Annotated in this window: 24 protein-coding genes; 11 read left to right on the forward strand and 13 right to left on the reverse strand. The window is 73.0% G+C overall.

Annotated elements, in window-relative coordinates:
* Positions 1–55 precede the first annotated feature (55 nt).
* From NRK68_RS30065 to NRK68_RS30080, 4 genes are all read right to left on the reverse strand, one after another.
* A complete protein-coding gene (locus NRK68_RS30065; protein WP_257857300.1) occupies positions 56–496 on the reverse strand; it encodes a DUF7144 family membrane protein in 441 nt (146 codons plus the stop codon).
* 60 nt (positions 497–556) lie between these two features.
* Entirely contained in the window at positions 557–1,990 is a 1,434-nt protein-coding gene (locus NRK68_RS30070) for an amidase (protein ID WP_373024557.1), read from the reverse strand.
* A gap of 189 nt (positions 1,991–2,179) precedes the next feature.
* Positions 2,180–2,848: a hypothetical protein gene (locus NRK68_RS30075; protein WP_257857302.1), complete on the reverse strand. Its 669-nt coding sequence runs from the start codon at positions 2,846–2,848 to the stop codon at positions 2,180–2,182.
* A gap of 149 nt (positions 2,849–2,997) precedes the next feature.
* A complete protein-coding gene (locus NRK68_RS30080) occupies positions 2,998–3,780 on the reverse strand; it encodes a DUF4190 domain-containing protein (RefSeq protein WP_257857303.1) in 783 nt (260 codons plus the stop codon).
* Between the two features lie 327 nt (positions 3,781–4,107).
* On the opposite strand from NRK68_RS30080, the gene NRK68_RS30085 reads away from it, so the two are divergent.
* The 5 genes from NRK68_RS30085 to NRK68_RS30105 all read left to right on the forward strand — a co-directional run bounded on the left by NRK68_RS30085 (position 4,108) and on the right by NRK68_RS30105 (position 10,324).
* On the forward strand, positions 4,108–5,127 hold the full coding sequence (locus NRK68_RS30085; RefSeq protein WP_257857304.1) for a LacI family DNA-binding transcriptional regulator: 1,020 nt from the start codon (positions 4,108–4,110) through the stop codon (positions 5,125–5,127).
* A 390-nt stretch (positions 5,128–5,517) separates the two neighbouring features.
* Complete coding sequence (locus NRK68_RS30090; protein ID WP_257857305.1) at positions 5,518–6,717, forward strand: thiolase family protein; 1,200 nt, start codon at positions 5,518–5,520, stop codon at positions 6,715–6,717.
* Between the two features lie 153 nt (positions 6,718–6,870).
* Positions 6,871–8,310 (forward strand): aldehyde dehydrogenase family protein, encoded by a 1,440-nt coding sequence (locus tag NRK68_RS30095; RefSeq protein WP_257857306.1) that lies wholly within the window; start codon positions 6,871–6,873, stop codon positions 8,308–8,310.
* A gap of 131 nt (positions 8,311–8,441) precedes the next feature.
* On the forward strand, positions 8,442–8,849 hold the full coding sequence (locus tag NRK68_RS30100; RefSeq protein WP_257857307.1) for a thioredoxin family protein: 408 nt from the start codon (positions 8,442–8,444) through the stop codon (positions 8,847–8,849).
* 41 nt (positions 8,850–8,890) lie between these two features.
* Positions 8,891–10,324 (forward strand): dihydrolipoyl dehydrogenase family protein, encoded by a 1,434-nt coding sequence (locus NRK68_RS30105; RefSeq protein ID WP_257857308.1) that lies wholly within the window; start codon positions 8,891–8,893, stop codon positions 10,322–10,324.
* Positions 10,325–10,357: 33 nt separating this feature from the next.
* Here NRK68_RS30105 and NRK68_RS30110 read toward each other — a convergent pair whose 3' ends face one another.
* The gene (locus NRK68_RS30110; RefSeq protein ID WP_046776680.1) at positions 10,358–10,558 is read right to left on the reverse strand and encodes a DUF5988 family protein; all 201 of its coding nucleotides are present in this window, start codon (positions 10,556–10,558) and stop codon (positions 10,358–10,360) included.
* 178 nt (positions 10,559–10,736) lie between these two features.
* Between NRK68_RS30110 and NRK68_RS30115 the strand changes: the two genes are divergently transcribed.
* Both NRK68_RS30115 and NRK68_RS30120 read left to right on the forward strand, forming a co-directional pair.
* Positions 10,737–11,276, forward strand: coding sequence for a hypothetical protein (locus NRK68_RS30115; protein WP_257857309.1), 540 nt, complete (start codon positions 10,737–10,739; stop codon positions 11,274–11,276).
* Between the two features lie 73 nt (positions 11,277–11,349).
* Positions 11,350–13,116 carry a DUF8696 domain-containing protein gene (locus NRK68_RS30120; RefSeq protein WP_257857310.1) on the forward strand — a complete coding sequence of 589 codons (1,767 nt, stop codon included), beginning with the start codon at positions 11,350–11,352 and terminating at the stop codon, positions 13,114–13,116.
* A gap of 51 nt (positions 13,117–13,167) precedes the next feature.
* On the opposite strand, the gene NRK68_RS30125 is transcribed toward NRK68_RS30120, so the two are convergent.
* The 7 genes from NRK68_RS30125 to NRK68_RS30155 all read right to left on the reverse strand — a co-directional run bounded on the left by NRK68_RS30125 (position 13,168) and on the right by NRK68_RS30155 (position 18,008).
* On the reverse strand, positions 13,168–13,506 hold the full coding sequence (locus NRK68_RS30125) for a DUF2087 domain-containing protein (protein WP_257857311.1): 339 nt from the start codon (positions 13,504–13,506) through the stop codon (positions 13,168–13,170).
* A gap of 135 nt (positions 13,507–13,641) precedes the next feature.
* Positions 13,642–14,292: a hypothetical protein gene (locus NRK68_RS30130; protein WP_257857312.1), complete on the reverse strand. Its 651-nt coding sequence runs from the start codon at positions 14,290–14,292 to the stop codon at positions 13,642–13,644.
* Positions 14,289–14,867: a DUF6114 domain-containing protein gene (locus NRK68_RS30135; protein WP_257857313.1), complete on the reverse strand. Its 579-nt coding sequence runs from the start codon at positions 14,865–14,867 to the stop codon at positions 14,289–14,291. The genes NRK68_RS30130 and NRK68_RS30135 overlap by 4 nt, the downstream gene beginning before the upstream one ends.
* Positions 14,858–15,487 (reverse strand): DUF6230 family protein, encoded by a 630-nt coding sequence (locus tag NRK68_RS30140; RefSeq protein ID WP_257857314.1) that lies wholly within the window; start codon positions 15,485–15,487, stop codon positions 14,858–14,860. Before NRK68_RS30140 ends, NRK68_RS30135 begins: the two co-directional genes overlap by 10 nt.
* A 108-nt stretch (positions 15,488–15,595) precedes the next feature.
* Positions 15,596–16,369, reverse strand: coding sequence for a MerR family transcriptional regulator (locus NRK68_RS30145; protein ID WP_257857315.1), 774 nt, complete (start codon positions 16,367–16,369; stop codon positions 15,596–15,598).
* Between the two features lie 28 nt (positions 16,370–16,397).
* The gene (locus NRK68_RS30150) at positions 16,398–17,609 is read right to left on the reverse strand and encodes a methyltransferase (RefSeq protein WP_257857316.1); all 1,212 of its coding nucleotides are present in this window, start codon (positions 17,607–17,609) and stop codon (positions 16,398–16,400) included.
* A gap of 48 nt (positions 17,610–17,657) precedes the next feature.
* Positions 17,658–18,008 (reverse strand): tetratricopeptide repeat protein, encoded by a 351-nt coding sequence (locus tag NRK68_RS30155; protein WP_257857317.1) that lies wholly within the window; start codon positions 18,006–18,008, stop codon positions 17,658–17,660.
* Positions 18,009–18,112: 104 nt separating this feature from the next.
* On the opposite strand from NRK68_RS30155, the gene NRK68_RS30160 reads away from it, so the two are divergent.
* Complete coding sequence (locus NRK68_RS30160; protein ID WP_257857318.1) at positions 18,113–19,078, forward strand: pirin family protein; 966 nt, start codon at positions 18,113–18,115, stop codon at positions 19,076–19,078.
* A gap of 277 nt (positions 19,079–19,355) precedes the next feature.
* Here the strand turns inward: NRK68_RS30160 and NRK68_RS30165 are convergent, their stop codons facing one another.
* Complete coding sequence (locus NRK68_RS30165; RefSeq protein WP_257857319.1) at positions 19,356–19,949, reverse strand: dihydrofolate reductase family protein; 594 nt, start codon at positions 19,947–19,949, stop codon at positions 19,356–19,358.
* A 70-nt stretch (positions 19,950–20,019) separates the two neighbouring features.
* Between NRK68_RS30165 and NRK68_RS30170 the strand changes: the two genes are divergently transcribed.
* From NRK68_RS30170 to NRK68_RS30180, 3 genes are all read left to right on the forward strand, one after another.
* Positions 20,020–20,598 (forward strand): TetR/AcrR family transcriptional regulator, encoded by a 579-nt coding sequence (locus NRK68_RS30170; RefSeq protein WP_183064304.1) that lies wholly within the window; start codon positions 20,020–20,022, stop codon positions 20,596–20,598.
* A 319-nt stretch (positions 20,599–20,917) separates the two neighbouring features.
* A complete protein-coding gene (locus tag NRK68_RS30175) occupies positions 20,918–21,358 on the forward strand; it encodes a hypothetical protein (protein ID WP_257857320.1) in 441 nt (146 codons plus the stop codon).
* A complete protein-coding gene (locus NRK68_RS30180; RefSeq protein WP_257857321.1) occupies positions 21,355–24,297 on the forward strand; it encodes a tetratricopeptide repeat protein in 2,943 nt (980 codons plus the stop codon). The genes NRK68_RS30175 and NRK68_RS30180 overlap by 4 nt, the downstream gene beginning before the upstream one ends.
* Positions 24,298–24,363: the final 66 nt, after the last annotated feature.

Genomic DNA, 24,363 nt, shown 5'->3' on the forward strand with positions numbered 1-24,363 from the left:
TTACCGGGTTTCCGCCACGCACCGCTTCAGTGCCTGTTGAAGGGTGCTCCGCGGGTCAGGTCATGTCCGCCTCGTGGTGCGCGCCCGTGCACAGGGCCCAGATGACCACGATGTTGACGGCGATGAGCACCAGCGCCCACAAAGGGTAGTACGGCAGCCACAGGAAGTTGGCGAAGGCACCCAGTCCGGCGACGGTGATGCCCAGATAACGCGCCCACAGGGCGCCGCTGAAGAGGACGGCGCAGCCGGCGGCGACCAGGACGATGCCCAGGATCAGGTGGACCCAGCCCCAGCCGGTCAGGCTGAACTCGAAGACGTAGTGGCGCGTCATGACGAACAGGTCGTCGCTGGCGAGGGCGGCTACCCCTTCGAAGAACGCCATCGCGCCACCGAAGATCATCAGGACTGCCGCCATGACGGTTCTGCCCGACGTGGCCGCGTGCCACGGGTCCGGGTGCGTGCGGGCTGCCTGGGGCCTGCCGGCGTCTGTGGCCATTTCGGTCTCCTTGGGTGGCAGGGCCGGCCGGGCGGGGCCGGGACCGGCGAGATCCCCCGTTCAGCGTGTCACGGGGGCCAACCCTCGGCATTCCGGCCTGCCCGCCGGCCGCACAGCCCGGGCATTCCCGCCTCTGCCCGGGCGCCGGGCCGCCCAGCCCTCGACCGCCTCCATCTGGGCCGCCAGCCCCAGCAGCAACGGCTCCGAGTCCGCGGGCCCGAGCAACTGGGCCCCCATCGGCAGCCCGTCGTCCGTCAGCCCGGCCGGGACGTTCACTCCGGGCCAGCCCAGGACGTTCCACGTCCAGGCGTACGGGCAGGCGGCGATCATCGCCCGGTCCGTGGCCATCGCCCCCAGCCCCGCCAGCGCCCCGACGCGCAGCGGCGGAGTGGCCGTCGTCGGGGTCAGGACCACGTCGTAGCGGCCGAAGATCTCGCCGACCCGCCGGCGCAGCAGAGCCTCCGCCCGGCGGGACATCCGCAGCGGCAGGCCTCCCAGCAGCCGGCCCGTCCGTACGGCCTCGTGCGTCCGGGGGTCCAGCAGCGCCGGATCCGGCATCCGCGCCGCCCAGTCCCGTACGCCGCTGGTCGCGCGGGGCACGAAGGTCAGGCCGATCGGGCCGTAGCGGGGGTCCTCCGGGATCACCTCGTGCCCCAGCGACTCCAGCCGGGCCGCCAGCCGCTCCACCGCGGAACGCACCTCGGGGTCGAGCGACTTGGGTGTCGCGGTGAACGCCATCCCGAAGGACAGCGCGATCCGCAGCCGGCGCGGGGTGCGCCGGGCCGCCTCGACCGCGCAGATGCGCGCCGGGCGGTGCAGGTCCTCGGGGTGCGGACCGCTCGCCGCGTCCAGCAGGAGCGCCGCGTCGGCCACGGTCCGGGCGAGCACTCCGTTGACCGTGAGCCCGTTGAAGGCCTCAGGCTCCGGCCAGGTGGAGATGCGTCCGCGCTGCGGTTTCACCCCGACCAGATGGGTCCAGGCGGCGGGGATCCGCACCGACCCGGCGCCGTCCGAACCGAGCGCGGCCGGGACCAGGCCCGCCGCCACGGCGGCCGCCGAGCCGCCGGAGGAACCACCCGGTGTGTAGGACCGGTTCCACGGGTTGCGGGTCTCACCGAAGGCTCCGCCCTCGGTGAAGGGCCACTGGCCCAGCTCCGGCGTCTGGGTCTTGCCGACGATCACCGCGCCGGCCGCCCGCAGCCGGCGTACCGCCTCGCTGTCGGCGGTCTTCGGGGCGAAGGATCCGGCGCAGCCGAACGCCGTCGGCTCCCCGGCCACGTCCATGTCGTCCTTCACCGCGAGCGGCACGCCCAGCAGGGGCAGCCGCTCGCCCGCGGCGAGCCTGCGGTCGGCCGCGTCCGCCTCGGCGAGCGCGGCTTCGGCGCGCACGGTCCGGAAGGCGTTCAGCCCGGGCTGCGCCGCCGCGATCCGGCGCAACGCCTGCTCGGTCAACTGCCGCGCCGAAACGCTTCCTTCGGCGAGCGCGGCGGCCATCGCGACCAGTCCGCCGGCCGCCGCCGACTCCGCCGCCGACTTCGCCGCGGACTCGGTCGCCGACCCCGCCGCGGACCGAGCCGGGACCGCTGCCGTGGCAGCATCCGAGGACTCCGACATCGTGAACCACTCCCCCCATTACCGACCGGTAGGCAGACGGTAACGGGGAGGGGGGAGCCGCGTCATCCGTCAGAGCAGATGCGAAACCTCCTCGCCCCAGGACGCCAGAGTGTCGAGGGCGCGCAGACGGTGGGGACCCTCGCGGAGGGCGGCGGCGCGGACGCGGTCCCGGTGGCCCGGTATCCGGTCGGCGAGGGCGGGCAGCCGGAGCACGGCCAGGACGAGGCCCAGAGCCGCCGCGCGGACCTCGGCCGGGCCGGCATCGAGGAAGGGCAGGGCGGCCGCGTGGAACTCCGGGGCGAGGCCGAGGAACGCCTCGAGGTCCTCAGCTTCGCCGTAGGGCCACTCGCGCTGGGCGATCGCCTCGACGACCGAATCCCCCAGCCAGGCCAGCAGACCGGCCCTCAGGAGGAACGGTGGCTGCGGACCGAACTCGACCTCCTCCTGCGCGACACGGTCGGTGACCGGCGCGAGCGTCCGCGGATCCCCCAGAACGGCGGCCACGAACCGGGCGGCGGGAGCCGTGGCCGTGTAGAACACCTGCTGGCGCGTGTGCGCCTCGACCAGCGCCCGGAAGGCCCAGCCCTGGACACCGGGGTCGTCGTCCAGCAGTTCCAGCAGCAGCACGGGCGTGGCCGGCGCCACGTCGGGGCAGCAGTGCTCCACCGCGTTCCAGTCGGTCCGCAGCAGCAGGTCCCGCGCGTCCACCCGGCCCTCGTCCACTCTCTCGTCGCTCATCGAGCCAGTGTCGCAACCACCACTGACACCGGCCCGAACGTGCCACGCCCCACCCAACGGGTCTGCGGGCCGGCCGAGTTCCGCGCACAGCGCGGGGCCGCCACCGGGTTCGGTGGCGGCCCCGCGCTGAGCTGCGGCGGCGGCCGGGGTCAGGAGCCCGTGGCGCGGGCCGAGCCGGTGCTGGCGCCGCTGGTGTCGCCCAGGAAGCAGGTGACCTCGCGGTCGCCGAGGGCCCAGGTGGTGGCCTGCGGGAAGTAGTAGAAGACTTCGAGCTTTTCCGAAAGCTTGGGGTTCTTGCCCACGTAGTCCGTCAGCAGCGTGCCGGAGCACTTCTCCTCGGCGAGCGCGGTGACCTTCTCCGTGCCCGGGTACGCCCCGTCGTCCAGGTTGAAGACCGCGTACGCCTCGCCCTCGTGCGGCTGGTCGCAGGGCAGCACGCGCACCGAGAAGGAGGCCTGGCCGCCGTCCTCGTCCTGGTACTCCGCCAGGTCCCCGCCCGTGTTGAAGCAGTCGCCCTTGCGGATGTCGCTCACCTTGCGGGAACCCGAGTCGGTGACCTGGCCACCGGCGTCGCGCTTCGGCGACGGGCCGTCGTCCAGCGCGCCGGAGAGGCCGAGGACCAGGAGGATCCCGTAGAAGGCGATCGTCACGCAGTGGATGACGATCGCCGCCACGGCGAGGCCCTTGCCCTTCTCGCCGCGCTTGCGGATCTGGGAGAGGGCCACGATGCCGAGGACCAGGGGGACCAGCGGCAGGGCGCACGCGAGCGACATGACGAACGCGACGATGGCCAGCGCGTTGTTCTTCTGCGGCGCCGGCGGCACGTACCAGCCCTGCGGGCCGCCGTACGGCGCGGGCTGCCCCGGCTGTCCGTACGGTCCCGGCTGCGGGTACGGCTCGGGGGACGACGGGGGACCGGGCGGTATGGACATGCTGGGGGAGCTCCTTGCTCAGAGGGTGAGCTCGATGGTCGCACGGGGCACCGACAGCCCGAGCCCCGGTATCCCCACCCCCCCAAGGGGGTGTCCTGTCGATCAGGCCGTCGCGGTGGACGGTGGGGCCGGCGCCCGCGACCGAACGCATCTCGAAACCGCGGCCCTTGACCGTCCGCGCACGCTCAGGGGTGATGAGGACGCTCGGGTCCGGGCCGAGGCCCTGCTCGGGGGCCGCCAGGTGCCGGGCGGCCGCCGCGGCCGTTCGCCCCTTTCCGGCCATCCGCCGGACCTGGGGTGCACGCGTTCTGGAAAGATGCCACGGCAATGTCTGAGTCATCGAAGTCGCCGAAGCCGCTGCCGCTCCCCGTCCCGACCAGCGCGGACGTGGCCCGGCGCGCGGGCGTGTCCCGCGCGACGGTCTCGTACGTGCTGAACAACGCCGAGGCCGTCCGGATCAGCGAGCCCACCCGCCGCAGGGTCCGCGAGGCCGCCGAAGAACTGGGGTACGTCCCGCATGCCGCCGCCCGCAGTCTGCGCGCCGGACACACCAGGATCGTGCTGCTGCCCACCCCGCACGTGCCGATCGGGCCCCTGTACAGCACCTTCCTCAACGAACTCCAGTGGGCGCTGCGCCGACTCGACTACACCGTCGTGCAGTACGGCAGCCTCGGACTCGGCGGGGACGAGGCCGTGCGGGCATGGGCGGAACTGCGTCCCGTGGCGGTCATATCCCTCGGTGGGACCACGCTCTCCTCCCACAACGTCGCCACCCTGAAACGGGCCGGTGCCCGCGCCGTGATCACCATGGGGCCGGTCGGCGTTCCCGGGGCGCACGCCCTGGTCATGGACCAGCAGGAGGTCGGCGCCCGGGCCGCCGCGCACCTGGTCGGGCGGGGCCGCCGCAGGATCGGCGTGGTGGTTCCCAGGGAGGAGGGCATGGAACTGTTCTCCGCACCCCGGCTGGCGGGTGCCCGGCGGGTGGAGGGCGCGGAGGTCGAGGCCCTCCCGCTGGCCTACTCGGAGGAGTCGGCGGCGGAACTCGCCGCCCGATGGCGTGGACTGCGGCTGGACGCGGCGTTCGGGTACAACGACGAGTACGCGATGCTGCTGATGCGGGCCTTGCAGGACGAGGGGTTGCGCGTTCCCGAGGAGGTCGCCGTGATCGGTGCCGACGACCTGCTTCTCGGACGGCTGCTGCGGCCCCGGCTGAGCACGGTGCGGATCGAGATGCCGACGGGCGACCACCTGGCATCGCTGGTGGACCGTGCGGTGCGCGAGCCGTCGGAGGTCACCGAGCGGCACGACCTCATGACCGCCGAGGCCGTCCACCGCGAGTCGACCTGACGCCACCCAGGTCCCCCCCGCGCCCCACACCCTGATCCGCCCTGGTCCGATCCGCCCCCGCGCCGCGCACCCCGGCCCGCCCTGGTCCGATCCGCCCTCGCGTCGCACACCCCGGCCCGCCCTGGTCCGATCCGCCCTGGTCCGATCCGCCCTCGCGTCGCACACCCCGGCCCGCCCTGGTCCGATCCGCCCCCGGGCCTGCTGCCGCCCGGCCGGGCCGGTCGTGCGGGGTCCTCGGGCGGCCCGCATCCCCAGGGGGCCGTTGACAGGCGGTGACCTGCGGACGGAGACTGCGGGCGCGCCCCACCGGGCGTGCCCGGTGGCGTGCCCCGGTGCCGACACCGGCACCGATGCGCCGGCGCCCGTACGGATCCGCCCAGGAGAGACCCCATGAGCATCCGCACCGTCCGCGACGTCTACGTCGTCGACGCCGTCCGCACCCCGATCGGCAAGTTCGGCGGCGCCCTCGCCGGGGTCCGGCCGGACGACCTGGCCGCGCACGTGGTGCGCGCGCTGGTGGACCGTACGCCCGACCTCGATCCGGCCCGTATCGACGACGTCGTCTTCGGCGACGCCAACGGCGCGGGCGAGGACAACCGCGACGTGGCCCGCATGGCGGTACTGCTCGCGGGTCTGCCCGTCACCGTCCCCGGGGTCACCGTCAACCGGCTCTGCGGATCCGGCCTGGAGGCCGTGATCCAGGCCGCCCGGGCCATTGCGCTCGGCGACGCCTCGGTGGCCATCGCCGGCGGCGTCGAGTCGATGAGCCGCGCCCCCTGGGTGGTCCAGAAGCCCGAGCGGGCCTTCCCCGCCGGGCACCAGCAGATGTGGTCCACGACGCTGGGCTGGCGGATGACGAACCCGCGGATGCCCGCCGAGTGGACCGCCTCCCTCGGTGAGGGCGCCGAACTGATCGCCGACAAGTACGCCGTCACCCGCGAGGCGCAGGACGCCTTCGCGCTGGAGAGCCACGGCAAGGCCGCTGCCGCCTGGGCCGCCGGTCTGTACGACGGGGAGGTCGTGCCCTACGAGGGCGTGGACCTCGCCCGGGACGAGTGCATCCGCGAGGGCTCCACGCCCGAGGCGCTGGCCAGGCTCAAGCCCGCCTTCCGGACGGACGGCCGGGGCACGGTCACGGCGGGCAACGCCTCCCCGCTCAACGACGGCGCGGCCGCCCTGCTGCTGACCGACGAGGCGGGCCTGGCCGCCACCGGCCGGGAGCCGCTCGCCCGGATCAGTGTCTCCGCCGTCACCGGCATCGAGCCCCAGCTCTTCGGCCTCGGCCCGGTGGAGGCGGTGCAGCGCGCCCTCGACAAGGCCGGACGCGGCTTCGGCGACCTCTCCGTCCTCGAACTCAACGAGGCTTTCGCGGCGCAGGCGTTGGGCTGTCTGGCGGCCTGGCCCGAGCTGGACCCGGCCGTGGTCAACCCGCGTGGCGGCGCCATCGCGATCGGCCACCCGCTCGGGGCGTCGGGCGCCCGGCTGGCCGGCTCGGTCGCGCACCAGCTGGCCGCGGCGGGCTCCGGTACGGGCATGGCGGCACTGTGCATCGGCGTCGGGCAGGGCATCGCGCTCGTCCTGGAGCGCTGAGCCGGCCCCCACCAGGGCGTCGATCGTTTCCGGTCAGCGTTCGTCGTCAACTGCCCAATAACTGAACAGAAGTGGCGCCTCCGGTCTGGCACGATGGCGCGTGCTGCCGCCCCCGCCGGCATCCCGCCCATCCCCACCCGGAGGCCCCGCGCCATGCCGCTCCTCGACCCGACGCTCTGGCAGGACGGACCCACACTCACCGGCGGCGCGGCCCCGGTCGTCGAACCGGCGACCGGCCGCACCCTCGCCACCCTCGACCTGGCCGCGCCCGCCGACGTCGCGGAGGCCGCCCTGCGCGCCCGGGCGGCGCAGCGCGACTGGGCGCGCAGCACCCACCCGGAGCGGGCGGCCGTGCTGCGCCGCGCCGGGGACCTCTTCACCGCCCACGCCGACGAGCTGCGGCAATGGCTGGTGCGCGAGTCCGGGTCGATACCCGGCAAGGCCGACTTCGAGCTGCACGTCGCCGCGCAGGAGTGCTACGAGGCCGCCGCGCTGGCCTCGCGCCCGAGCGGCCAGGTGTTGCCGAGCGAGGCCCCGCGGCTGTCGTTCACCCGCCGGGTACCGGCCGGTGTCGTCGGTGTCGTGGCCCCCTTCAACGCCCCGCTCATCCTGGCGATCCGCTCGGTCGCGCCGGCGCTGGCGCTCGGCAACGCGGTGCTGCTCAAGCCGGACCGGCGTACCGCGGTCTGCGGCGGCCTCGCGATCGCCGCGGTCCTCGCCGCCGCCGGACTGCCGGACGGGCTGCTGCACGTCCTGCCCGGCGGCCCCGCGACGGGCGCCGCGGTCGTCGCCGACCCGCTGGTGCGGGTGGTGTCCTTCACCGGATCCACCGCCGCCGGGCGTACCGTCGGAGAACTGGCCGGTCGCCACCTGAAGCGCGCACACCTGGAGTTGGGCGGCAACTCGGCTCTCGTGGTGCTCCGCGACGCCGACGTCGGGGCCGCCGTCGCCCAGGCCTCCTGGGGCTCCTTCTTCCACCAGGGCCAGATCTGCATGACGGCCGGCCGCCACCTGGTGCACGCCTCGCTCTACGACGAGTACGTCGAGCGGCTCGCCGCCCGCGCGGAGGAACTGGCCGTGGGGGACCCGTACCGCGAGCAGGTCCACCTGGGCCCGCTGATCGACCGCGCCCAGGTGGACCGCGTGCACGGCCTGGTGGAGGCCAGCACCGCGACGGGCGCCAAGCTCGTCGCGGGCGGCACGCACCGGGACCTCTTCTACCGGCCGACCGTGCTGGCGGGCGTCGCCGACGACACCCCCGCCTACGCCGAGGAGGTCTTCGGCCCGGTCGCGCCGGTACGGTCCTTCGCGACGGAGGACGAGGCGGTGGAACTCGCCTCGGCGGGACCGTACGGCCTGTCCCTCGGGATCGTGACCCGCGACATGGGGCGCGGCCTCGACCTGGCCGAGCGCATCCCGACCGGGATCGCCCACGTCAACGACCAGACGGTGGGCGACGAGGCGGTCGCCCCGTTCGGCGGTGTCGGCGCCTCCGGCACCGGCGCCCGTTTCGGCGGGGAGGCCAACCTGGACGCTTTCACGGAACTGCGCTGGACCACGGCCCGCAGCACCCCGGCGGGCCACCCGTTCTGAGGGCCGGGCCCGCCGGTCCGTCCGGCGCCCGCCGCACGCCCCGGACGCACGCGCCGGACGAAGCCGCGGAATGCCGGGGGCAGGTCGTTCGTTCCATCAGCAGACGCCAGACATCAGGAGGTCCGGACACCGTGGCTACAGTCGAGCTCACCAAGGAAAACTTCGACCGGACGGTCAGCGAGAACCCGTTCGTGCTGATCGACTTCTGGGCGGGCTGGTGCCGGCCGTGCCTGCAGTTCGCGCCGGTCTACGAGCGGGCCTCGGAGGCCCACCCCGACCTGGTCTTCGCCAAGGTGGACACCGAGGCCCAGCAGGAGCTGGCCGGCGCCTTCCAGATCACCTCGATCCCGACGCTGATGATCGTCCGGGACCAGGTGGCCATCTTCGCCCAGCCCGGCGCCCTGCCCGAGGCGGCCCTGACCGACCTCATCGGGCAGGCCCGTGCCCTCGACATGGACGAGGTACGCGCCAAGATCGCCGCCTCGCAGCAGGGCGCGCAGGACGCCGGCGGCCAGGGCACCGGCACGCCGGAGACCTGAGTGCGTGACGCGGCCGCCGATCACCGGTGAGACTGGGCCGCATGACTGAAGCCGTGGAGTACGACGTCGTGGTGCTCGGCGGGGGACCGGCCGGCGAGAACATCGTCGACCGGACCCGCGCCGCCGGGCTGAGCACGGCCCTCGTGGAGAACGAACTGGTCGGCGGTGAGTGCTCGTACTGGGCCTGCGTCCCCAGCAAGGCACTGCTGCGCCCGGTGCTGGCCCGGGCCGACGCCCGCCGGGTGCCGGGTCTGGCGGGCGCCGTGGACGGCCCCCTGGACACAGCGGCGGTGTACGCCCACCGCGACTACTGGACGGGCGACTGGAAGGACCAGGGCCAGATCGACTGGCTCGACTCCATCGGTGCCGACATCCACCGCGGCCACGGCCGCCTCGTCGGGGACCGCACGGTGGCGGTCACCGGCTCCGACGGCGAGCAGCGCACGCTGTCGGCCCGGCACGCGGTGGTCGTCGCGACCGGGACCCGGGCCGTGGTCCCCGACGTCCCGGGGATCGCGGGAGCCCGCCCGTGGACGAGCCGGGAGGCGACCTCCGCGCGGCAGGCGCCCGGCCGGCTGGTCATCGTGGGCGGTTCCGTCGTGGCGTCCGAGATGGCCACGGCCTGGCAGGGACTCGGATCGCAGGTGACCGTCCTGGTGCGCGGCTCCCGGCTGCTGCCGCGGATGGAGCCCTTCGCGGGGGAGTTCGTCGCCGACGCCCTGCGCGAGGCCGGGGCGGACGTCCGTACGGGTGTGGCCGTCGAGTCGGTCGTACGGGAGAACCCGGCCGGGCCGGTCCGCGTGGTGCTGGAGGGCGGGGAGGTCGTGGAGGGCGACGAACTGCTGATGGCGACGGGCCGGGCGCCGCGGACCGAGGACATCGGGCTGGACGCGGTCGGACTGACCCCCGGCGGCTGGATCGGGGTCGACGAGACCTGCCGGGTGCCGGGCTTCGACTGGCTGTACGCGGTCGGGGACGTCAACCACCGGGCTCTTCTCACCCATCAGGGGAAGTACCAGGCCCGTATCGCGGGCGCCGCCATCGCCGCCCGTGCGGCGGGCACCCCGCTGGACACCGCGCCCTGGGGTGCTCACACGGCCACCGCCGACACCCGCGCCCTGCCGCAGGCCGTCTTCACCGACCCGGAGGCGGCCGCGGTGGGCCTGACCCTGGCCGAGGCCGAACGGGCGGGCCACCGGGTGCGCGCCGTCGACCACGACCTGGGCCGGGTCTCCGGTGCCGGGCTGTACGCCGACGGCTACCGAGGCCGGGCCCGGATGATCGTCGACCTCGACCGGGAGGTCCTGCTGGGAGCCACCTTCGTCGGTCCCGGCGCCGCCGAGCTGGTGCACGCGGCCACCATCGCCGTCGCCGGGGAGGTCCCGGTCGCGCGCCTGTGGCACGCCGTACCGGCCTTCCCGACCGTCAGCGAGATCTGGCTGCGCCTGCTGGAGGCCTACCGCGACCAGGGGTAGCCCGCGGGCCGTCCCGGCCGGCGGCGTCCGGCCTCATTCGGCGATCTCGGTGCGTTCCCACCACTCGTAGACCGGGAGCGGTCCTTCGGGGCCCTCCTGGGTCCGCGAAGTGCTCCGGAAGTGCTCGTATCCGCCGCGGTGCGCAATCTTGAGGTCTTCGCCGGGAGGGGCGGCCTCGACGATCCGTTCCTGCAGATCGTCCGGGCCGCCCTCCAGGGCTGCCTTGTTCGCCATGTCCCCCAGTGTTCCCATCCGCGCGCTCGCCCGCATCAGGAGAGAGCCGCCCGCGTTGGTCCGTGACCTGTTCCGACGGGTGGTCACGTGGCGTGAATCAGCCGTACAGCCTTGATCGAAATTAGGTTAGCCTTACCTCAATTCCGCTGATTCAACGCACCCGAAAGGTGTTCCCGTGATGCGTGCTGCCTCCCTGCCCCGAACCGCCGCCCGCGCGGCCGTCGCCGCCTCCGCCGCCGTCGCGCTCGCCGTCGGCACGGCCGGCTCTGCCGCGGCCGCCACCTCGACGCGTACGGTCACCGACGGCTCGACCACCTACAACCTCAGCCTCACGGCGCCCTCCTCGGCCGCCGCGGCCGGACAGAACGTCACCGTCAGCGGCAGCGGTTTCAACACCGGCAGGGGCATATACGTAGGCCTCTGCGCGGTGAACGGGGCGCAGGGCGCGAGCAAGCCCACCCCCTGCCTCGGTGGTTCGGACCAGGCCGGCACCACCGGCGCCTCGCACTGGATCAACAACATCTTCGGCGGCACCCTCGCCAACACCTCGAAGTTCGGTCCGGGCGGCACCTTCAGCGTCACCATCCACGTCAAGGCCGACCTGGGCGGCGGCCAGATCTGCGGCGAGACGGTCGAGTGTGCCGTCGTCACCCGCGCCGACCACTTCAACTCCTCGAACCGCGCGTACGACGTCCACGTCCCGGTGACCTTCAACTGACGCCCCCGCGAGTCCCGTTCGTTCCGCAGCCGGTCTTCGTTCCGCAGCCGGTCCGCCCGTCGACGAGGAAGCCATGACACACCGACACCCCCTCACCCCCGGCCGCGCCGGAGCCGCCTCCGCGGTGCTCGCGCTGGTGCTGGCCTCGGCCGCCGCCGGCGGCCCCGTCCAGGCCGCCGGGGGTGAGGGGGGCGACGTGCCGCAGGGCGCCGTCGTGTACCGGGCGACCGCGCAGTTCGCGACGGCTGGCCGGGTCCGTGACCTCCTCCTGCACCCCGACTCCGAGAAGCTGTACGTCGGTTCGGACGACCTGCCCGAAACCACCGGGTCCGACGAGAGCGGCCTGCACGTCCTCGAACCCGCCGACGGCACGGTACGCAGCACCATCAGCCAGGCCCCGGGCCCCACGGGCACGGTCGGCCGCCGGGCCGTGCGGCAGCTCGTCGCACCCCTGCCCGGGGACGGGGCCGTCTTCGTCTATCCGCTGCGCGGTATCGGCACCGCCAAGGACGGGGACGCCGCGGCGGCCGGGGCCTGGGTGCCGGGCGGGCCCGTCACCGACGCGGCTGCGGGCCCCGGCCCCTCGACGGTGCTGGTGGCGCAGGGCTCCGTCCTGTCGGAGATCGACCTCGCCACCGCGGCCGTCAGGCGTTCCGTCACCCTGGAGGGCGGCAACCGGTTCGCGTACGACCGGGCGCGCGGCACGGTGTGGTTCACCGACCTCGGCAACCGCCGGATGTACCGCGTGGACCTCGCCGCCTTCCAGGTGGTGGCGACCGTCGAACTCCCGGCGGGCGACGGCTTCGGGGGCTTCACCGAGGTCGATCCGGAGACCGGTGCCGTGTGGGTCGGACTGGACACCTCCGTCGTCGTCCACGACGCGGCCGGCCGGCGGATGGGTGTCATCGAGGGCGGCGGGGCGGACATGCCCCGCGCGGCCGGGTTCGACGCCGCCACGCACGAGGCCTTCGTGGTGTGGCAGGACTCCGGGGACACCTCCCAGCCGGGCAGCGACGACAACGGCGCGCTCACCGTCCACCGCACGCGCGACCTCGAGGAGGCCGCGAAGCCCGTCGTACTTCCCGGCAACCATGCCCAGTTGGGCAGTGCCGCCGTCGCCGTCCAGCCCGGTGGCGCCGCCGTCTTCGTGTCGGACCCGGCCGCCGGCCGGATCACCCGGCTGGAGCGCTCCATGTCCCCCCGGATCACCCGGAGCCCCGGGGACCGGACCGTCGCCGCGGGAGCCGAGGTCTTGCTGACCGCGCAGGCCGAGGGGACCCCGGCGCCCACCGTCGTCTGGCAGGTCAGCACGGACACCGGCCGGACCTGGCAGGCCGTGCCGGGAGCGACCTCGGCCACGTACGCCTTCAAGGCCGCGACCGCCGACAACGGCCGCCGCTACCGGGCGGAGTTCACCAACGACGCCGGTACCGGCCGCACCGACCCGGCCGTGCTCACCGTCACCGCCGCGGACGCCACGACGGGTGGCGGCGGTACGGCGGGCACCTCGAACGGGGCCGGCGGCTCCGGCGGCGCCGGTGGCCCGGCCGCCTCGGCAGGTCCGGACGGAGCCGCGGCCACCGGCGGCGGGGCCGGTGCGGCGAGCGGTTCGACCGGGGGGCCGGTCGGCGGTTCGGCCGGCGGGGCATCCGGCGCCACGGTCGGCGGTTCGGCCGGCGGGGCATCCGGCGCCACGGTCGGCGGTAAGGGCACCACCTCCGCCGGCGGCGCGCTCGCCTCCACCGGAACGGCCGTGGCCTCCTTCGCGGGCGCCGCACTCGTGCTCACGGCGGCGGGGTGGGTACTGGTACGCCGCACCCGCCCGAGCCGTACAGGCTGACACCTCCGCGGCGGGAACGCCCGGGCGGTCAGCTCTCGTCGAAGGTGTCGATTACACGGTGGTCGTCGACCGCCGGTAGCTGCGGCCGTCGCGGGTCCGTGTGAGCAGGCCCGAGGTGATCAGGTAGCGCCGCAGCGCCGAGCAGTCCTCGTGCACGGTGCGCAGGGCCTCGTTCACCTCGGGCTCCGTGTACGTGTGGTCCGCAGGGAAGAGGGTCTGCGCCAGGTGGACGAGCAGCTGCTCGCGTCGGGCGGCCTTGCGCGGGATCGCGACGAGGCGGCCGCCGGAGAAGAGGTCGGAGACGTCCCGGCGGACCGGGCGCGGTTCGGACTGCTGCCGGTCGGACTGCTGCCGGTCGGACTGCTTGGAGGTTTCGGTGCTCTGCGACATGCCGTCGACCCTCTCGCGGCCGATGACGTCGGGCAACGCAATTTCCCGCCCGGCCCCGGAGCGCTCCGGGGCCGGACGGGCCTGTTCTTGTACGGGCCTGTGCTACGGGCCTGTTCTCGTACGGGAGGGGCGCGGTCAGGGGCCGACGGTGATGTCCTGCGCCGGGTCGGTGACGTCGGAGACCTTGTAGACGGCGTTGAAGACGGACGCGGTCGCGCTCGTCGGGCAGCCGAACCCACCGGTGACCTTGACCGGTACGGAGGCGTTGGTGAAGGTCAGGCTCGACGGACTGCCGTTCGCCCAGGTACCGGCGACACTCGCCGGGGCCGTGGGCGCCGCCGTGACCGTACAGGAGGCGAGCCCGGTCGTCTTGAGCACCAGCCCGCCGGCCGGCACGGTCATGGTGGCCGTGATCGGCGTGCCGTCCTGCATGGACACCGCCCACGCACCACTGGTGGTGACGGTCGGGGTCACCCCCGGCATGCTGGAGGTGCAGGAGCTGTACGTCGGCGGCGAGATCGGCGAGGACACCGGTCCGGCCGGGTTGCTGTTGCCGGGAGCGGCCGGCACCGTTCCGGTGGAGGCGGAGACCGTGCAGGTCACCGTGACCGAACCGGCCTTGAGGGTGGCCTTCCCGCTCAGGACGGCCTTGAAGTCGTGGCCGGCCGGGGTGACCGTGGTCGACCCGGCCACGGGCACGGGAGCGGCGGAGGCGGTGACCGAGGCGAGCGCTATGGCTCCGGCGGCGGCCGTCCCGAGGGCGAGCGCGGTGCGCGTGCGGCTCATGGCTGTGCTCCTTGGGGATCGGAGTGCGGGGTGGGGGGAGTGGTCGCGCTCCGGGGCGGGGCCGGAGCGGGGACCGGGGTGAGAGCGGGGGAGGGGGCAGGAGAAAGGGCGGGTTCCGTCCCGTCTCCGTCCGGGGAATCGGCCCCGTCCGGGGTATCGGCCCCGTCCGGGGTATCGGCCCCGCCCGAGGCGCCGGCTGCGTCCGCACCCCCGGCGCGCCGGGCGGCGTACGGCTGCCAGGCGAACATCAGGCCGCCGCCGAGGATGCCGAGGAGGGTGCCGATCAGGAACCCGCCCAGGTTCGACAGGACCAGCGCGGCCGTGGCGATCACGGTGGTGAGGACACCGGCGAGGCCGCGCTGGGGCGGCGAGAACCAGGCGGTGAGACCGAGGACGACCATCACGATGCCCATCAGGACGGACGGGATCCCCGCCACCCCCTGCTGGAGCATGATCTTCAACGGCGCCAGTGGGAGGACGCAGATCCACGCCCCGGCCAGGATCGCGAACAGCCCGCCCCAGAAGGGCCTGCTGCGCCGCCACCGACGCCACCGCTGACGGCGGCTCAGAAGCATTCCTTCTTGCCCTTGCTGACGTACATGCTGAGGCCGGAGAGCTTGAAGGTGCCGGCGTTCGTCGCCCACGCCGTCTGCTGGAGGCCGGTGATGCGGACCGTGTCGGCCTGCTGGGCGAAGAGGTCCTGCATGCCCTGCGCGTCGGCCGGCCCCTTGTCGAGGGTGGAGGCGTCGCGCCCGATCTCGATGTTGCTGAACACGGCGTCGCCGGCGAGCTGGGTCGCGTCGACGAAGAGGTTGCTCGCCTCCACGGGGGTCTTCTTGCCCGCGGTGAGGTTGAGCGAGATGTCCCCGATCACCGGGAGCGTGGTGACCACGGACTGGCAGAGGTTGCTGAGTTTCGCCTCCCGGATGGCGGTGACGGCCACCGGGATGAGCTCCTCGCGGGCGTTGACGTCGACGCCGCCGTACTGGGCGAAGCCCTCGCCCTCCAAGCTGCTCGCCGACACCTTGAACTGCTGTCCCGACACGGCGAACGAGGCGGCCAGCGCGCCCTGGGCGAGGGCGATGCCGAGGCCCGCGGTCACCGCGACGGCGGGGACGGTCAGGACGGCGAACCGGCGCCAGCGGACGCGGCCGGAATCGCTGCGATCGTCGGATAAGTGGGGGGAACCGGTCATGGGATCGTCCCTTGTTTTCGGCTGTGCACCGTTGTTACCGACGAGTTGAATGTAAGAGTGCCAATGGTGGTTGGCAAGGTTGTGCGAGTGCACCCTTTGAGCCGTCTCCTACTGCTCCGTACGCAGCAGTTCGGCGACCTCCGCGTCCACCCGCCGGGCCATCGCCCGGGCGAACTCCGTGGCCACGACCTCGCCCGCCACCGGCCGCAGGGCCGTCACCGCCGCCGTGACGTGCTGGATCTGGGTGGCCGAAAGCAACTCCAGTCCCTCCGCACCGATCACATGCCGCCGGAACAGTCCGACGAACCGGTCGGCGAGCGCGGACGCCTGCGCCTGGACGAACTCCCCGGCGTCCAGGATCTCCGTCAGCGGCACCCCCTGCCGCACCAGCGCCAGCGTCGCCTCCAGCAGCCGCCGGCTCGGGTAGGTGACCAGCTCCCCGTCGACCGTGACGTAGCCGAGCTCCGCGGCCCGCCGGGTGTCCGCCGCCGTGGCTGTCGGGCCGAACAGCTCGCGCAGCTCGGCCCGGGTCAGTGTCACCGGCTCCTCCTGCACCCAGTCGCGGGTCATCTCCCGCTCCAGGCCCAGAAGTTGGGACAGTCCGCCGCCTTCCTCCCACGCGTTCAGCAGCTCCGCGATGCCGTTGACCGTGTAGCCGCGGCCCAGCAGGTCGCTGATCAGCCGCAGCCGGGTCAGGTGGTCGTCGGAGTACCAGGCGATCCGGCCCTCCCGGCGCGGCGGCGGCAGCAGCCCGCGCTCCTGGTAGTAGCGCAGGTTGCGCACCTTGACGCCGGCCGCCCGCGCCACGTCCTCCCGGCGGTAGCGCCCGCCACCGCTCGCGTCGCCCACCTGACCGCTTCCGTCCCCCACCTGGCTGCTCACGCGCCAGAGTGTAGGACGTACCGGCAGGTCACATAGGGCGTGTGCCGCGCGGACGATCCTGCTTGACCGCCCGCAGGACCACGAACTTCGGCTCGCTGGCGACGACTTCGCTGTTGCCGAAGAGCCGGCGCAGGTGGGTGTGGTAGCCCATGTGCCGGTTGGCGACCACCCACAGCTCGCCGTGGGGCCGCAGCGCCTTGCGGGACTGGGCGAACATGCGCAGCGCCGTGGCGTCCGTCGTGGCCTGGTGGGAGTGGAAGGGCGGGTTGCACAGGATCAGGTCGACCGAGCCCGGGTCCAGCATCGCGACGCCGTCGCCCACGAGGAAGTCGGCCCGCTCGCGCTCGCGGTGCACGTTGGCGCGGAACGTGGCCTTCGCCGAGGCGACCGCCTGGTACGACTCGTCGGTGAACACGACCTCCGCGCGCGGGTCCGCGACGGCGACGGCGGTGCCGACGATGCCGTTGCCGCACCCCAGGTCCACGACCCGGGCGCCGTTCGTGTTGGTCGGGATGCTCTGCAGGAAGAAGCGCGTACCGACGTCGAGCCGGTCCGCGCAGAAGATCCCGGCGTGGTTGACGGCGGTCAGCCCGGCGCCCGAGCCCGCCTCCTGGTCCAGCTTGTACGTCACCGGCCACGGGTCCTCGCCCTCGCTCCGCGCCGCGGTGGCGGCGCCGGGCGTGCAGAAGATCAGCCGGGCCTTCTTCTCGGCGAGCGAGGTCCTGGTCGGGCCGAGGATCTTCTCGAAGAGGTTCAGCGTGGAGGTGTGGATCTCCTTGACCATGCCCGTGCCGACGATGACGGTGCCCGCGTGCACGTGCGGGGCCAGCCGGTACAGCTGGTCCTCCAGCAGCGCCAGGCTCTTGGGCACCCGTACGAGGAGTACGTCGATCCGCTCGGGCGGCGGGTCCTGCGTGGTCAGGAGCCGCACCGTCGACTTGGCCGTACCGATCCCGGCCCGGTCCAGATTGGCCGCGGTGCCGGCCCGGGAGAGGTACGAATCGGTGATCTGGGTCGGGTGGTAGGCGGCCAGTGCCGTCGTCAGCGCACCCCAGCGGTCACCGAGGATGGTGATCTGCCCGGCGCCGGCCAGATCCACCGGGCCGCGTTCCCCCGTACCGGAGTCGAGGTGGCGCAGCAGGTACTCGTCGGCGGCGTCCCAGGCGCGGAGCCGGTCGCGCGGGTCCTCGGGGAAGCGGGTGAGCTCGTAGGAGCCGAAAGGCGTGGTCAGACGGTTCATCGTGCCCCCAGGCTAACCGAGGCGGCCGCCCGGCCCGCACACGCGCGGCTACTCGGGGAACTCGCCCGCCATCGCGGCCGCCATCCGCAGATGGGGGCGGGCCTCGTCGGACCGTCCCAGGCGCTCCAGGGTGCGGCCGAGCATCAGCCGGGCGTAGTCCTCCACCGGCCAGCGCTCCAGCACGGAGCGTAGCTCGCGCTCGGCGCGGGAGAGCTGCGCGGAGTGGTAGTAGGCGCGGGCCAGCAGCAGCCGCGGAGCCAGCTGCTCGGGGACCTCACCGGCCAGCGGCTCCAGGATCCGGGCGGCCGTCGCGTACTCCCGAGCCTCGAAGAAGAGCTGGGCACGCGCCCAGCGCTCGGCCGCCGTCCCGTGCTCGTAGTACTCCGTCGGCGCGTTCATCGCGTCCCTTCCGCCGTTCAGGTGGTCCGTTCGCTGCTCCAACACGCGTGACCGCCGGAACATTCCACTCAACACGACCGCCCCCTCGCGGCTAGGTTGTGCGCATGAGCAATCTCGATCGCCAGCCCGCTCTCTCCGCCTGCGGCGGCCGCGGATTCGTCGTGGCCGAACCGGTGCGCGAGCTCCTCAGCCCGCGCACGGTCAAGCTGGGGGAGTCCACCGAGGTACGCCGCCTCCTGCCGAACCTGGGCCGCCGCATGGTGGGCGCCTGGTGCTTCGTGGACCACTACGGTCCGGACGACATCGCCGACGAGCCCGGCATGCAGGTCGCGCCGCATCCCCACTCCGGACTCCAGACGGTGAGCTGGCTCCACGAGGGCGAGGTGCTGCACCGCGACAGCGTCGGCAGCCTGGAGACGATCCGGCCGCGCGAGCTGGGCCTGATGACCTCCGGCCGGGGCATCAGCCACTCCGAGGAGAGCCCGCGCCCGCACGCGCGCTTCCTGCACGGCGCCCAGCTGTGGGTGGCCCTGCCGGACGCCCACCGGAACGTGGAACCGCACTTCCAGCACCACGCCGACCTGCCGACCGTGACGGCCCCGGGCCTGACGGCGACGGTCATCCTGGGCACCCTGGACACGGCGACCTCGCCCGGCACGGCGTACACCCCGATCGTGGGTGCGGACCTGGCCCTGGCGGCGGGCACCGAGACCCGGCTCCCGCTCGACCCGGACTTCGAGTACGCCGTCCTGTCCATGTCCGGCGAGGCCCACGTCGACGGCGTCCCGGTCCTCCCGGGCTCGATGCTCTACCTGGGCTGCGGCCGCACGGAACTCCCCCTGCGCGCGGCCTCGGACGCGGGCCTGATGCTCCTGGGCGGCGAACCGTTCGAGGAGGAGATCGTGATGTTCTGGAACTGGATCGGCCGCTCCCACGAGGAGATCGCCCAGGCCCGCGAGGACTGGATGAACGGGTCACGCTACGGCGAGGTGAAGGGCTACGACGGCCCTCCGATTCCCGCCCCCGAACTCCCGCCCACGCACCTGAAAGCCAGGGGAAGGGTTCGTTGACCTGCTGCTCTGTGCGGGGCGAGGGTCGGGAGCGGTGATCGCTCCCGACCCTCCGCTTCTGACTTGGCGGGGGAGGCCGCGAGACCCGGTGCGAGAACCTCCGGCGCCGACGGTCGAGTCTCAGGTGTTGCAGGCTGTCACCGAGTTTGGTCGGACGAATGCTGACCTTTCGCCGACCTTGCTGAGTGGTAGTCAGATTTGGCGGTCGGTCAGACAAGCCCTCTTGCCTGCGAAGGGCAGTGGAGGCCGCCGCTGCGCCGCCGCACTCCTACAGCCTTCAGCTGCGGGTGAGGTGGGTGAGAGTGACCCCGTTGGGGAAGGCGGTGCGCTCGGCGACGTTGAAGACGGTCGGGTCGAAGGCGCCGTCGAATACCGAAATGCCCGCACCGGCAATGACCGGATAGGTCTTGATCAGCAGCTCGTCGATCTCGGGCAACAGGGTGCCCGCGAGCCGGCCGCCCCCGCAGAGCCAGATGTCCAGGCCCGCGCCCGTCTCACCCTTCAGCTCACGGACGAAGGAGAGCGGGGCGCTCGGCACGACAGTGACGGCTGGGTCGGTATCCGGCTTGAGCGTGCTGGAGACGACGTACTGGCGCAGGTGCGCGTACGGGCTGGTGATCCCGTTGTCGAAGGCCGGGCGGTAGGTGCCGAGTCCCATGATGACGGTGTCGAAACGCCTGTTGGGCGCCTCGGCGACTCCGGCGGCCGCACGGTAGGCGGTCGGGATGGTCTCCGGATACAGCGCGTTCACCCAGGTCGAGTAGGCGGCTGCCTGCACTTCGTCCCCCTGCGGGAAGAAGTCGAACTCACCGTCGGGGCCGGCGATGCGGCCGTCGAGCGATACGCCGATGTAGTACACGAGCTTGCGCAAGATGATCCCCCCATGCGTAGTACTATGACTGAAGTGATTTAAACGTAGTACTACATGCGGAGTGGTGTCAATGGTGAGAAGGAACGACCAGCGGCGCGCGGCCCTCGTCGACGCGGCGATCGAGGTGCTGGCCCGCGAAGGCGCACGAGGCATGACCTTCCGGGCCGTGGATGCCGAGGCCGCCGTTCCCGCCGGCACGGCGTCCAACTACTTCGCCAGCCGCGACGACCTGTTCACTCAGGCCGGCGCACGGGTCTACGAGCGGCTCCAGCCCGACGAGGCCACGATCTCCCGCCAGCGGGAGGCCGACCGCGACCGGGAGACCTACGCTGCCTTGATGCGCGAACTCGTCGGCCGCATCGCTTCCTTCCGCACTGGTTACCTCGCACTGCTGGAACTTCGTCTTGAAGCCACCCGCCGCCCCGAACTGCGCAAGGTCCTCACCGACCGGGTCCGAGCCGACATCGACGCCAACGTCGACTACCACGAGGCTTCCGGCCTCCCCGGGGACGCCACCGCCGTCAAGCTGCTCATGCTGACGCTCAACTGGCTGATCGTCGAACAGCTCACGCTGCCGGACGTCTTCACAGAGGAAGAACGGGAACAACTGGTGACGGCCGCTGTGGAGCGCATCGTGGCAGTGAAGTAGACGCCTCGGGCCCCACGGATGAGGTCGCCCGCAGCGGAAGGCGGAGTTCGTCAGCCTCGCAGGGCGGCGTCGGGCTCCGCGGGCCGGGGGCGGTCGGCACCGGCTTGGCGGCGCACGAGTGCGCGTACGGCGCTGAGCTCGACACCCCGGTACGGGTCCGGAGCCGCGCCGCGATCGCCCTCGGCCACGAAGGCGCCGCCCTCCCCGGGAACTGTCCGGCACAACGACTACGGGGCAGGTGGCCTGTTTCACCCGTCAGCACAGGACGAATGCGATTCACTAAGGATACGAGCATGTGCACTGAGTGACGGAGGCTTTGATGTCCGACCCGATGGCGGTCCTGGCCATGACGGGAGCCACTACTGTCGTGGCCGCGATGGCCACCAGTGTGTGGGAAGGCACCCGGGACCGCGTTGTGGACCTGTTCCGGCGCCGTGACGAAGACCGGAGTGCGGTGGTGCGCGCCCAGTTGGACGGTGACGCCGAACTCGTCCTGGGCGAGGGGGATGACACCGACGGTGTCCGCGATGACTTGGTACGCCCCTGGGCGCGCCGGCTTGCCGCACTCCTGCGGGACCACCCCGAAGCCGCCGAGGAGCTGCGGGCCCTGGTCGAGGACGCCACCGCGCCTCGGGACGGGGACACGTGGTCCCAGCACGTCATCGCTCGCGCGGGCGGCGCCGCGTTCGGGGCACAAGGCCCCGGCAGCAGCGTCCACGTCCACCACCACCAGCCGGCCTCCGGGGACGCCCCGGCGTGAGCGGTCGGGACCCTTCCGCACGCCAGCACGTCAGCGCCGAGGGCGGCTTCGCGTACGCGGTGGTCGACGGTGACATCCATGTCTACGTGGACGGACTGCCTGTCTACGTCCTGGAGAACTGGCGCGCTGTCCCGGAAGCGGATCCGGAGTGGCTGCGCGAGCTGCCCAGCCGTATGCTCAGCGCCCGGCACGAGATCGTGCCGTTCACGGGGCGGGCCGAGGAGCTCGCCGATCTGCGTGCCTGGCGCGACTCGGCGCGCAGACTGGCTGTCCGGTGGCTGCAGGGTCCCGGAGGGCAGGGCAAGAGCCGTCTCGCGGCCGCCTTCGCGCGGGAGGCCCTCGCCGACGGCTGGAAGGTGGTCAGGGCGGTCCACGGAATCGGCAACGTGCTGGCTCCGCCGACCGCCGACGAGAGCGTCGACCTGCGGACCGACGGCGCCACCGGGCTCCTCCTCGTCGTCGACTACGCCGACCACTGGCCCCTGCCGCACCTGACCTGGCTGTTGAGCAACCGGTTGCTTCACCGGCCGGCTCTGCCGACTCGTGTGCTGATGCTCGCCCGTTCCTCCGACATGTGGCCGGCCGTGCAGGCCACGCTCAGCGACGTACAGGCCGCCACCTCCACCCAGCTCCTCGGTCCGCTGCCGGGCGGGTACGGCAGCGAACTCCGGGCGGAGATGTTCCGCGCCGCCCGGGACGCCTTCGCCGCCGTCCACGAACCGGAGCATGGTCCGGCATTCGCCGCGCGGGTCCCGCCGCCGATGCCCCTGGAGGACGACGACTTCGGACTGACGCTCAGCATCCACATGGCCGCCCTGGTGGCGGTCGACGCGCTGGTGAGAGACGAAGTCCCGCCCACGGAGGCCGCGTTCCTGGTCACGTACCTCCTCAACCGGGAGAGGGCGCACTGGACCCGGCTCCACACCCAGGACGCGGGCCGCCGCTCGGCCGCGGTCGGGCGAGTCTGGGCCACTGCGCCCGAGGTGATGAACCGGACGGTGTTCGCCGCCACCCTCACCGGACCGCTCCCCTCGCAGACCGCTCTCGACGTCGTCAGCCGCGTGGCCGCGAACGCTCCGGCCGTGACGCACCCCGCCGAGCGGACCGTCGCGGACCACACCATCTGCTACCCGCCTGCCGATGCCCACCGGGGCACCGTCTTCGAGCCGCTGCTGCCCGACCGGCTCGCCGAGGACTTCCTCGCCCTCACCCTCCCCGGGCACACCGCGGAGACCGCCTACCCGTCCGCGCCGTGGGCCCCGGCGGTCCTCGGCATGCTGCTGCCACACGGCCTGCACGAGCGGCCGGCGCCGTGGGCACCGCGGGCCCTGACCTTCCTGGCCGCCTCGGCCGCGCGCTGGCCGCACCTGCGCCGCGGCCATTTGTACCCGCTGTTGCGGCAGGCACCCTGGCTCGCCGTGGCCGCCGGGGGTCCGGCGCTCAGCACCCTGCTGGCCCTCGACGACATCGAAACCGAGCTGCTGGAGGACATCGAGGCCAAGCTGCCCAAGCACGAGAGCGCCGAGTTCGACCCGCCCCGTACCGTCCTCGTGGAACGACTGTTCCCCCAATGGATGGCCACCTCCGACGACCCGGACCGGCACGCCGCGGCGTACGAGTCGCTCGCGTTCGCGCTGACGGGGTCCGGACGGCTGCTGGAGGCGCTCGCCGCCACCGAGAAGGCCGTCGCCCTGTACGAGACCCTCGCGGCGCGGCATCCGGAGGTGTTCACGCCGGACCTCGCGCGGGCGCTGAGAAACCTGTGCGCGTCCCTCAACCAGCTCGACCGGCTGCCGGAGGCGGAGGAGGCGGGCCGACGCGCGGTCGAGCTCAGGCGTCGGCGGACGCGGATCCACCACCCGGACGATCAGCGTTATTGGTTGTCCGGCGCCCTTGCCGACCACGCGGCCGTCCTGCGCCAGTGCGGCCGGGACATGGAGGCACTGCGCGCGCAGACCGAAGCGCTGGAACTGGTCACCGAACTCAACCGTGAGCATCCCGGGGCCTACGAGGACACCCTGGGCCTCCAGTTCCTCAACGTCGGCGTCACCCTGATGGCAGCGTTGAGGGAGCCGGCCGCCCTCGCTGCGACGCACGCAGCGGTCCTCCTCCTCGACCGCAAAACCCGCAAGGGGCTTCCGGTACGCGAGGGCCCTTTGTCGACCGCTCTGACCAACCTGGCGCGTTTCTTGCTGAGGATGAGCCCGGAAATGCTGTCCGGGGTCGATTGGCGTAGGTGGGCGCTGGGGGCGAGTGCCCGGGCGGTGGACATCAACCGGCGGCGGGCAGAAGCGAATCCGTTCCCGCTGACGGATGACCTCGTCCAGTCGCTGCGTGTCCACGCCGCCGCGCTCGAGGCGGCGGGCCGTCACGCGGCCGCCCGTACGGTACAGGACGAGGTGGACCAGCTCGCCTACGCGCCGTCTGCCTCCAGCCGCCATCTCCCTCACGTCGAGTACGACCGTCAGGAGTGGGAGGAGGTCGTGGACGCCGTGGAACTGGCGGTGTTCCGTCACATGGCCCGTCACGACGCGCGTGGATACGGCGCACATCTCCTGCCTCGCCTCGAAGCTGCCCTGCGGCGGGACGGCGCGGCTGAAGTCCCCTTGCTGGAGGAGATCGCCGATCTGCACCGGCGCATGATCCCCTATGGCAAAGGGCACCGGTACCTGCTGAGCAACACCTACGTGTTGATCGGTCTGGCGCATTGGCGGGCGGACCGACGGATGGAGGCCATCGGAGCGTTCGAGCGCGCCGTGGAGGTCGACCGGCAACTCGCGGAATCGGACCCCGGACGGTACCGCGATCACCTCATCGACCGCCTCTACATGCTGGCCGCCCGCCAAAAAGCGGCCGGCCTGCGCCGAGAGGCGCGGGCCGGCCGACGTGAGGCCCGACGTCTCCGCTGGGGCCTGCGCAGGCGGACAGCAGTGCTGTGAGCCGAGGGTGGTGACGGCCGGCTCGACGAGGGCGCGGATCTTTGCGGGCGCCCAGGAGCCGCCTGC

Origin of the sequence: Streptomyces yangpuensis, from assembly GCF_024666385.1 — a bacterium.
In the GTDB taxonomy this organism is placed as follows: Bacteria; Actinomycetota; Actinomycetes; order Streptomycetales; family Streptomycetaceae; genus Streptomyces; species Streptomyces yangpuensis.

Excerpts from the sequence above, each read along its gene's own strand:
- NRK68_RS30120 (WP_257857310.1), top strand. The coding sequence starts at position 11,350 with ATGACACACCGACACCCCCTCACCCCCGGCCGCGCCGGAGCCGCCTCC.
- NRK68_RS30090 (WP_257857305.1), top strand. The coding sequence starts at position 5,518 with ATGAGCATCCGCACCGTCCGCGACGTCTACGTCGTCGACGCCGTCCGC.
- NRK68_RS30115 (WP_257857309.1), top strand. The coding sequence starts at position 10,737 with ATGCGTGCTGCCTCCCTGCCCCGAACCGCCGCCCGCGCGGCCGTCGCC.
- NRK68_RS30135 (WP_257857313.1), bottom strand. The coding sequence starts at position 14,867 with ATGCTTCTGAGCCGCCGTCAGCGGTGGCGTCGGTGGCGGCGCAGCAGG.
- NRK68_RS30155 (WP_257857317.1), bottom strand. The coding sequence starts at position 18,008 with ATGAACGCGCCGACGGAGTACTACGAGCACGGGACGGCGGCCGAGCGC.
- NRK68_RS30070 (WP_373024557.1), bottom strand. The coding sequence starts at position 1,990 with ATGGCCGCCGCGCTCGCCGAAGGAAGCGTTTCGGCGCGGCAGTTGACC.
- NRK68_RS30075 (WP_257857302.1), bottom strand. The coding sequence starts at position 2,848 with ATGAGCGACGAGAGAGTGGACGAGGGCCGGGTGGACGCGCGGGACCTG.
- NRK68_RS30170 (WP_183064304.1), top strand. The coding sequence starts at position 20,020 with ATGGTGAGAAGGAACGACCAGCGGCGCGCGGCCCTCGTCGACGCGGCG.
- NRK68_RS30065 (WP_257857300.1), bottom strand. The coding sequence starts at position 496 with ATGGCCACAGACGCCGGCAGGCCCCAGGCAGCCCGCACGCACCCGGAC.
- NRK68_RS30110 (WP_046776680.1), bottom strand. The coding sequence starts at position 10,558 with ATGGCGAACAAGGCAGCCCTGGAGGGCGGCCCGGACGATCTGCAGGAA.
- NRK68_RS30095 (WP_257857306.1), top strand. The coding sequence starts at position 6,871 with ATGCCGCTCCTCGACCCGACGCTCTGGCAGGACGGACCCACACTCACC.
- NRK68_RS30150 (WP_257857316.1), bottom strand. The coding sequence starts at position 17,609 with ATGAACCGTCTGACCACGCCTTTCGGCTCCTACGAGCTCACCCGCTTC.
- NRK68_RS30140 (WP_257857314.1), bottom strand. The coding sequence starts at position 15,487 with ATGACCGGTTCCCCCCACTTATCCGACGATCGCAGCGATTCCGGCCGC.
- NRK68_RS30085 (WP_257857304.1), top strand. The coding sequence starts at position 4,108 with ATGTCTGAGTCATCGAAGTCGCCGAAGCCGCTGCCGCTCCCCGTCCCG.
- NRK68_RS30175 (WP_257857320.1), top strand. The coding sequence starts at position 20,918 with ATGTCCGACCCGATGGCGGTCCTGGCCATGACGGGAGCCACTACTGTC.
- NRK68_RS30130 (WP_257857312.1), bottom strand. The coding sequence starts at position 14,292 with ATGAGCCGCACGCGCACCGCGCTCGCCCTCGGGACGGCCGCCGCCGGA.
- NRK68_RS30105 (WP_257857308.1), top strand. The coding sequence starts at position 8,891 with ATGACTGAAGCCGTGGAGTACGACGTCGTGGTGCTCGGCGGGGGACCG.
- NRK68_RS30160 (WP_257857318.1), top strand. The coding sequence starts at position 18,113 with ATGAGCAATCTCGATCGCCAGCCCGCTCTCTCCGCCTGCGGCGGCCGC.
- NRK68_RS30125 (WP_257857311.1), bottom strand. The coding sequence starts at position 13,506 with ATGTCGCAGAGCACCGAAACCTCCAAGCAGTCCGACCGGCAGCAGTCC.
- NRK68_RS30080 (WP_257857303.1), bottom strand. The coding sequence starts at position 3,780 with ATGTCCATACCGCCCGGTCCCCCGTCGTCCCCCGAGCCGTACCCGCAG.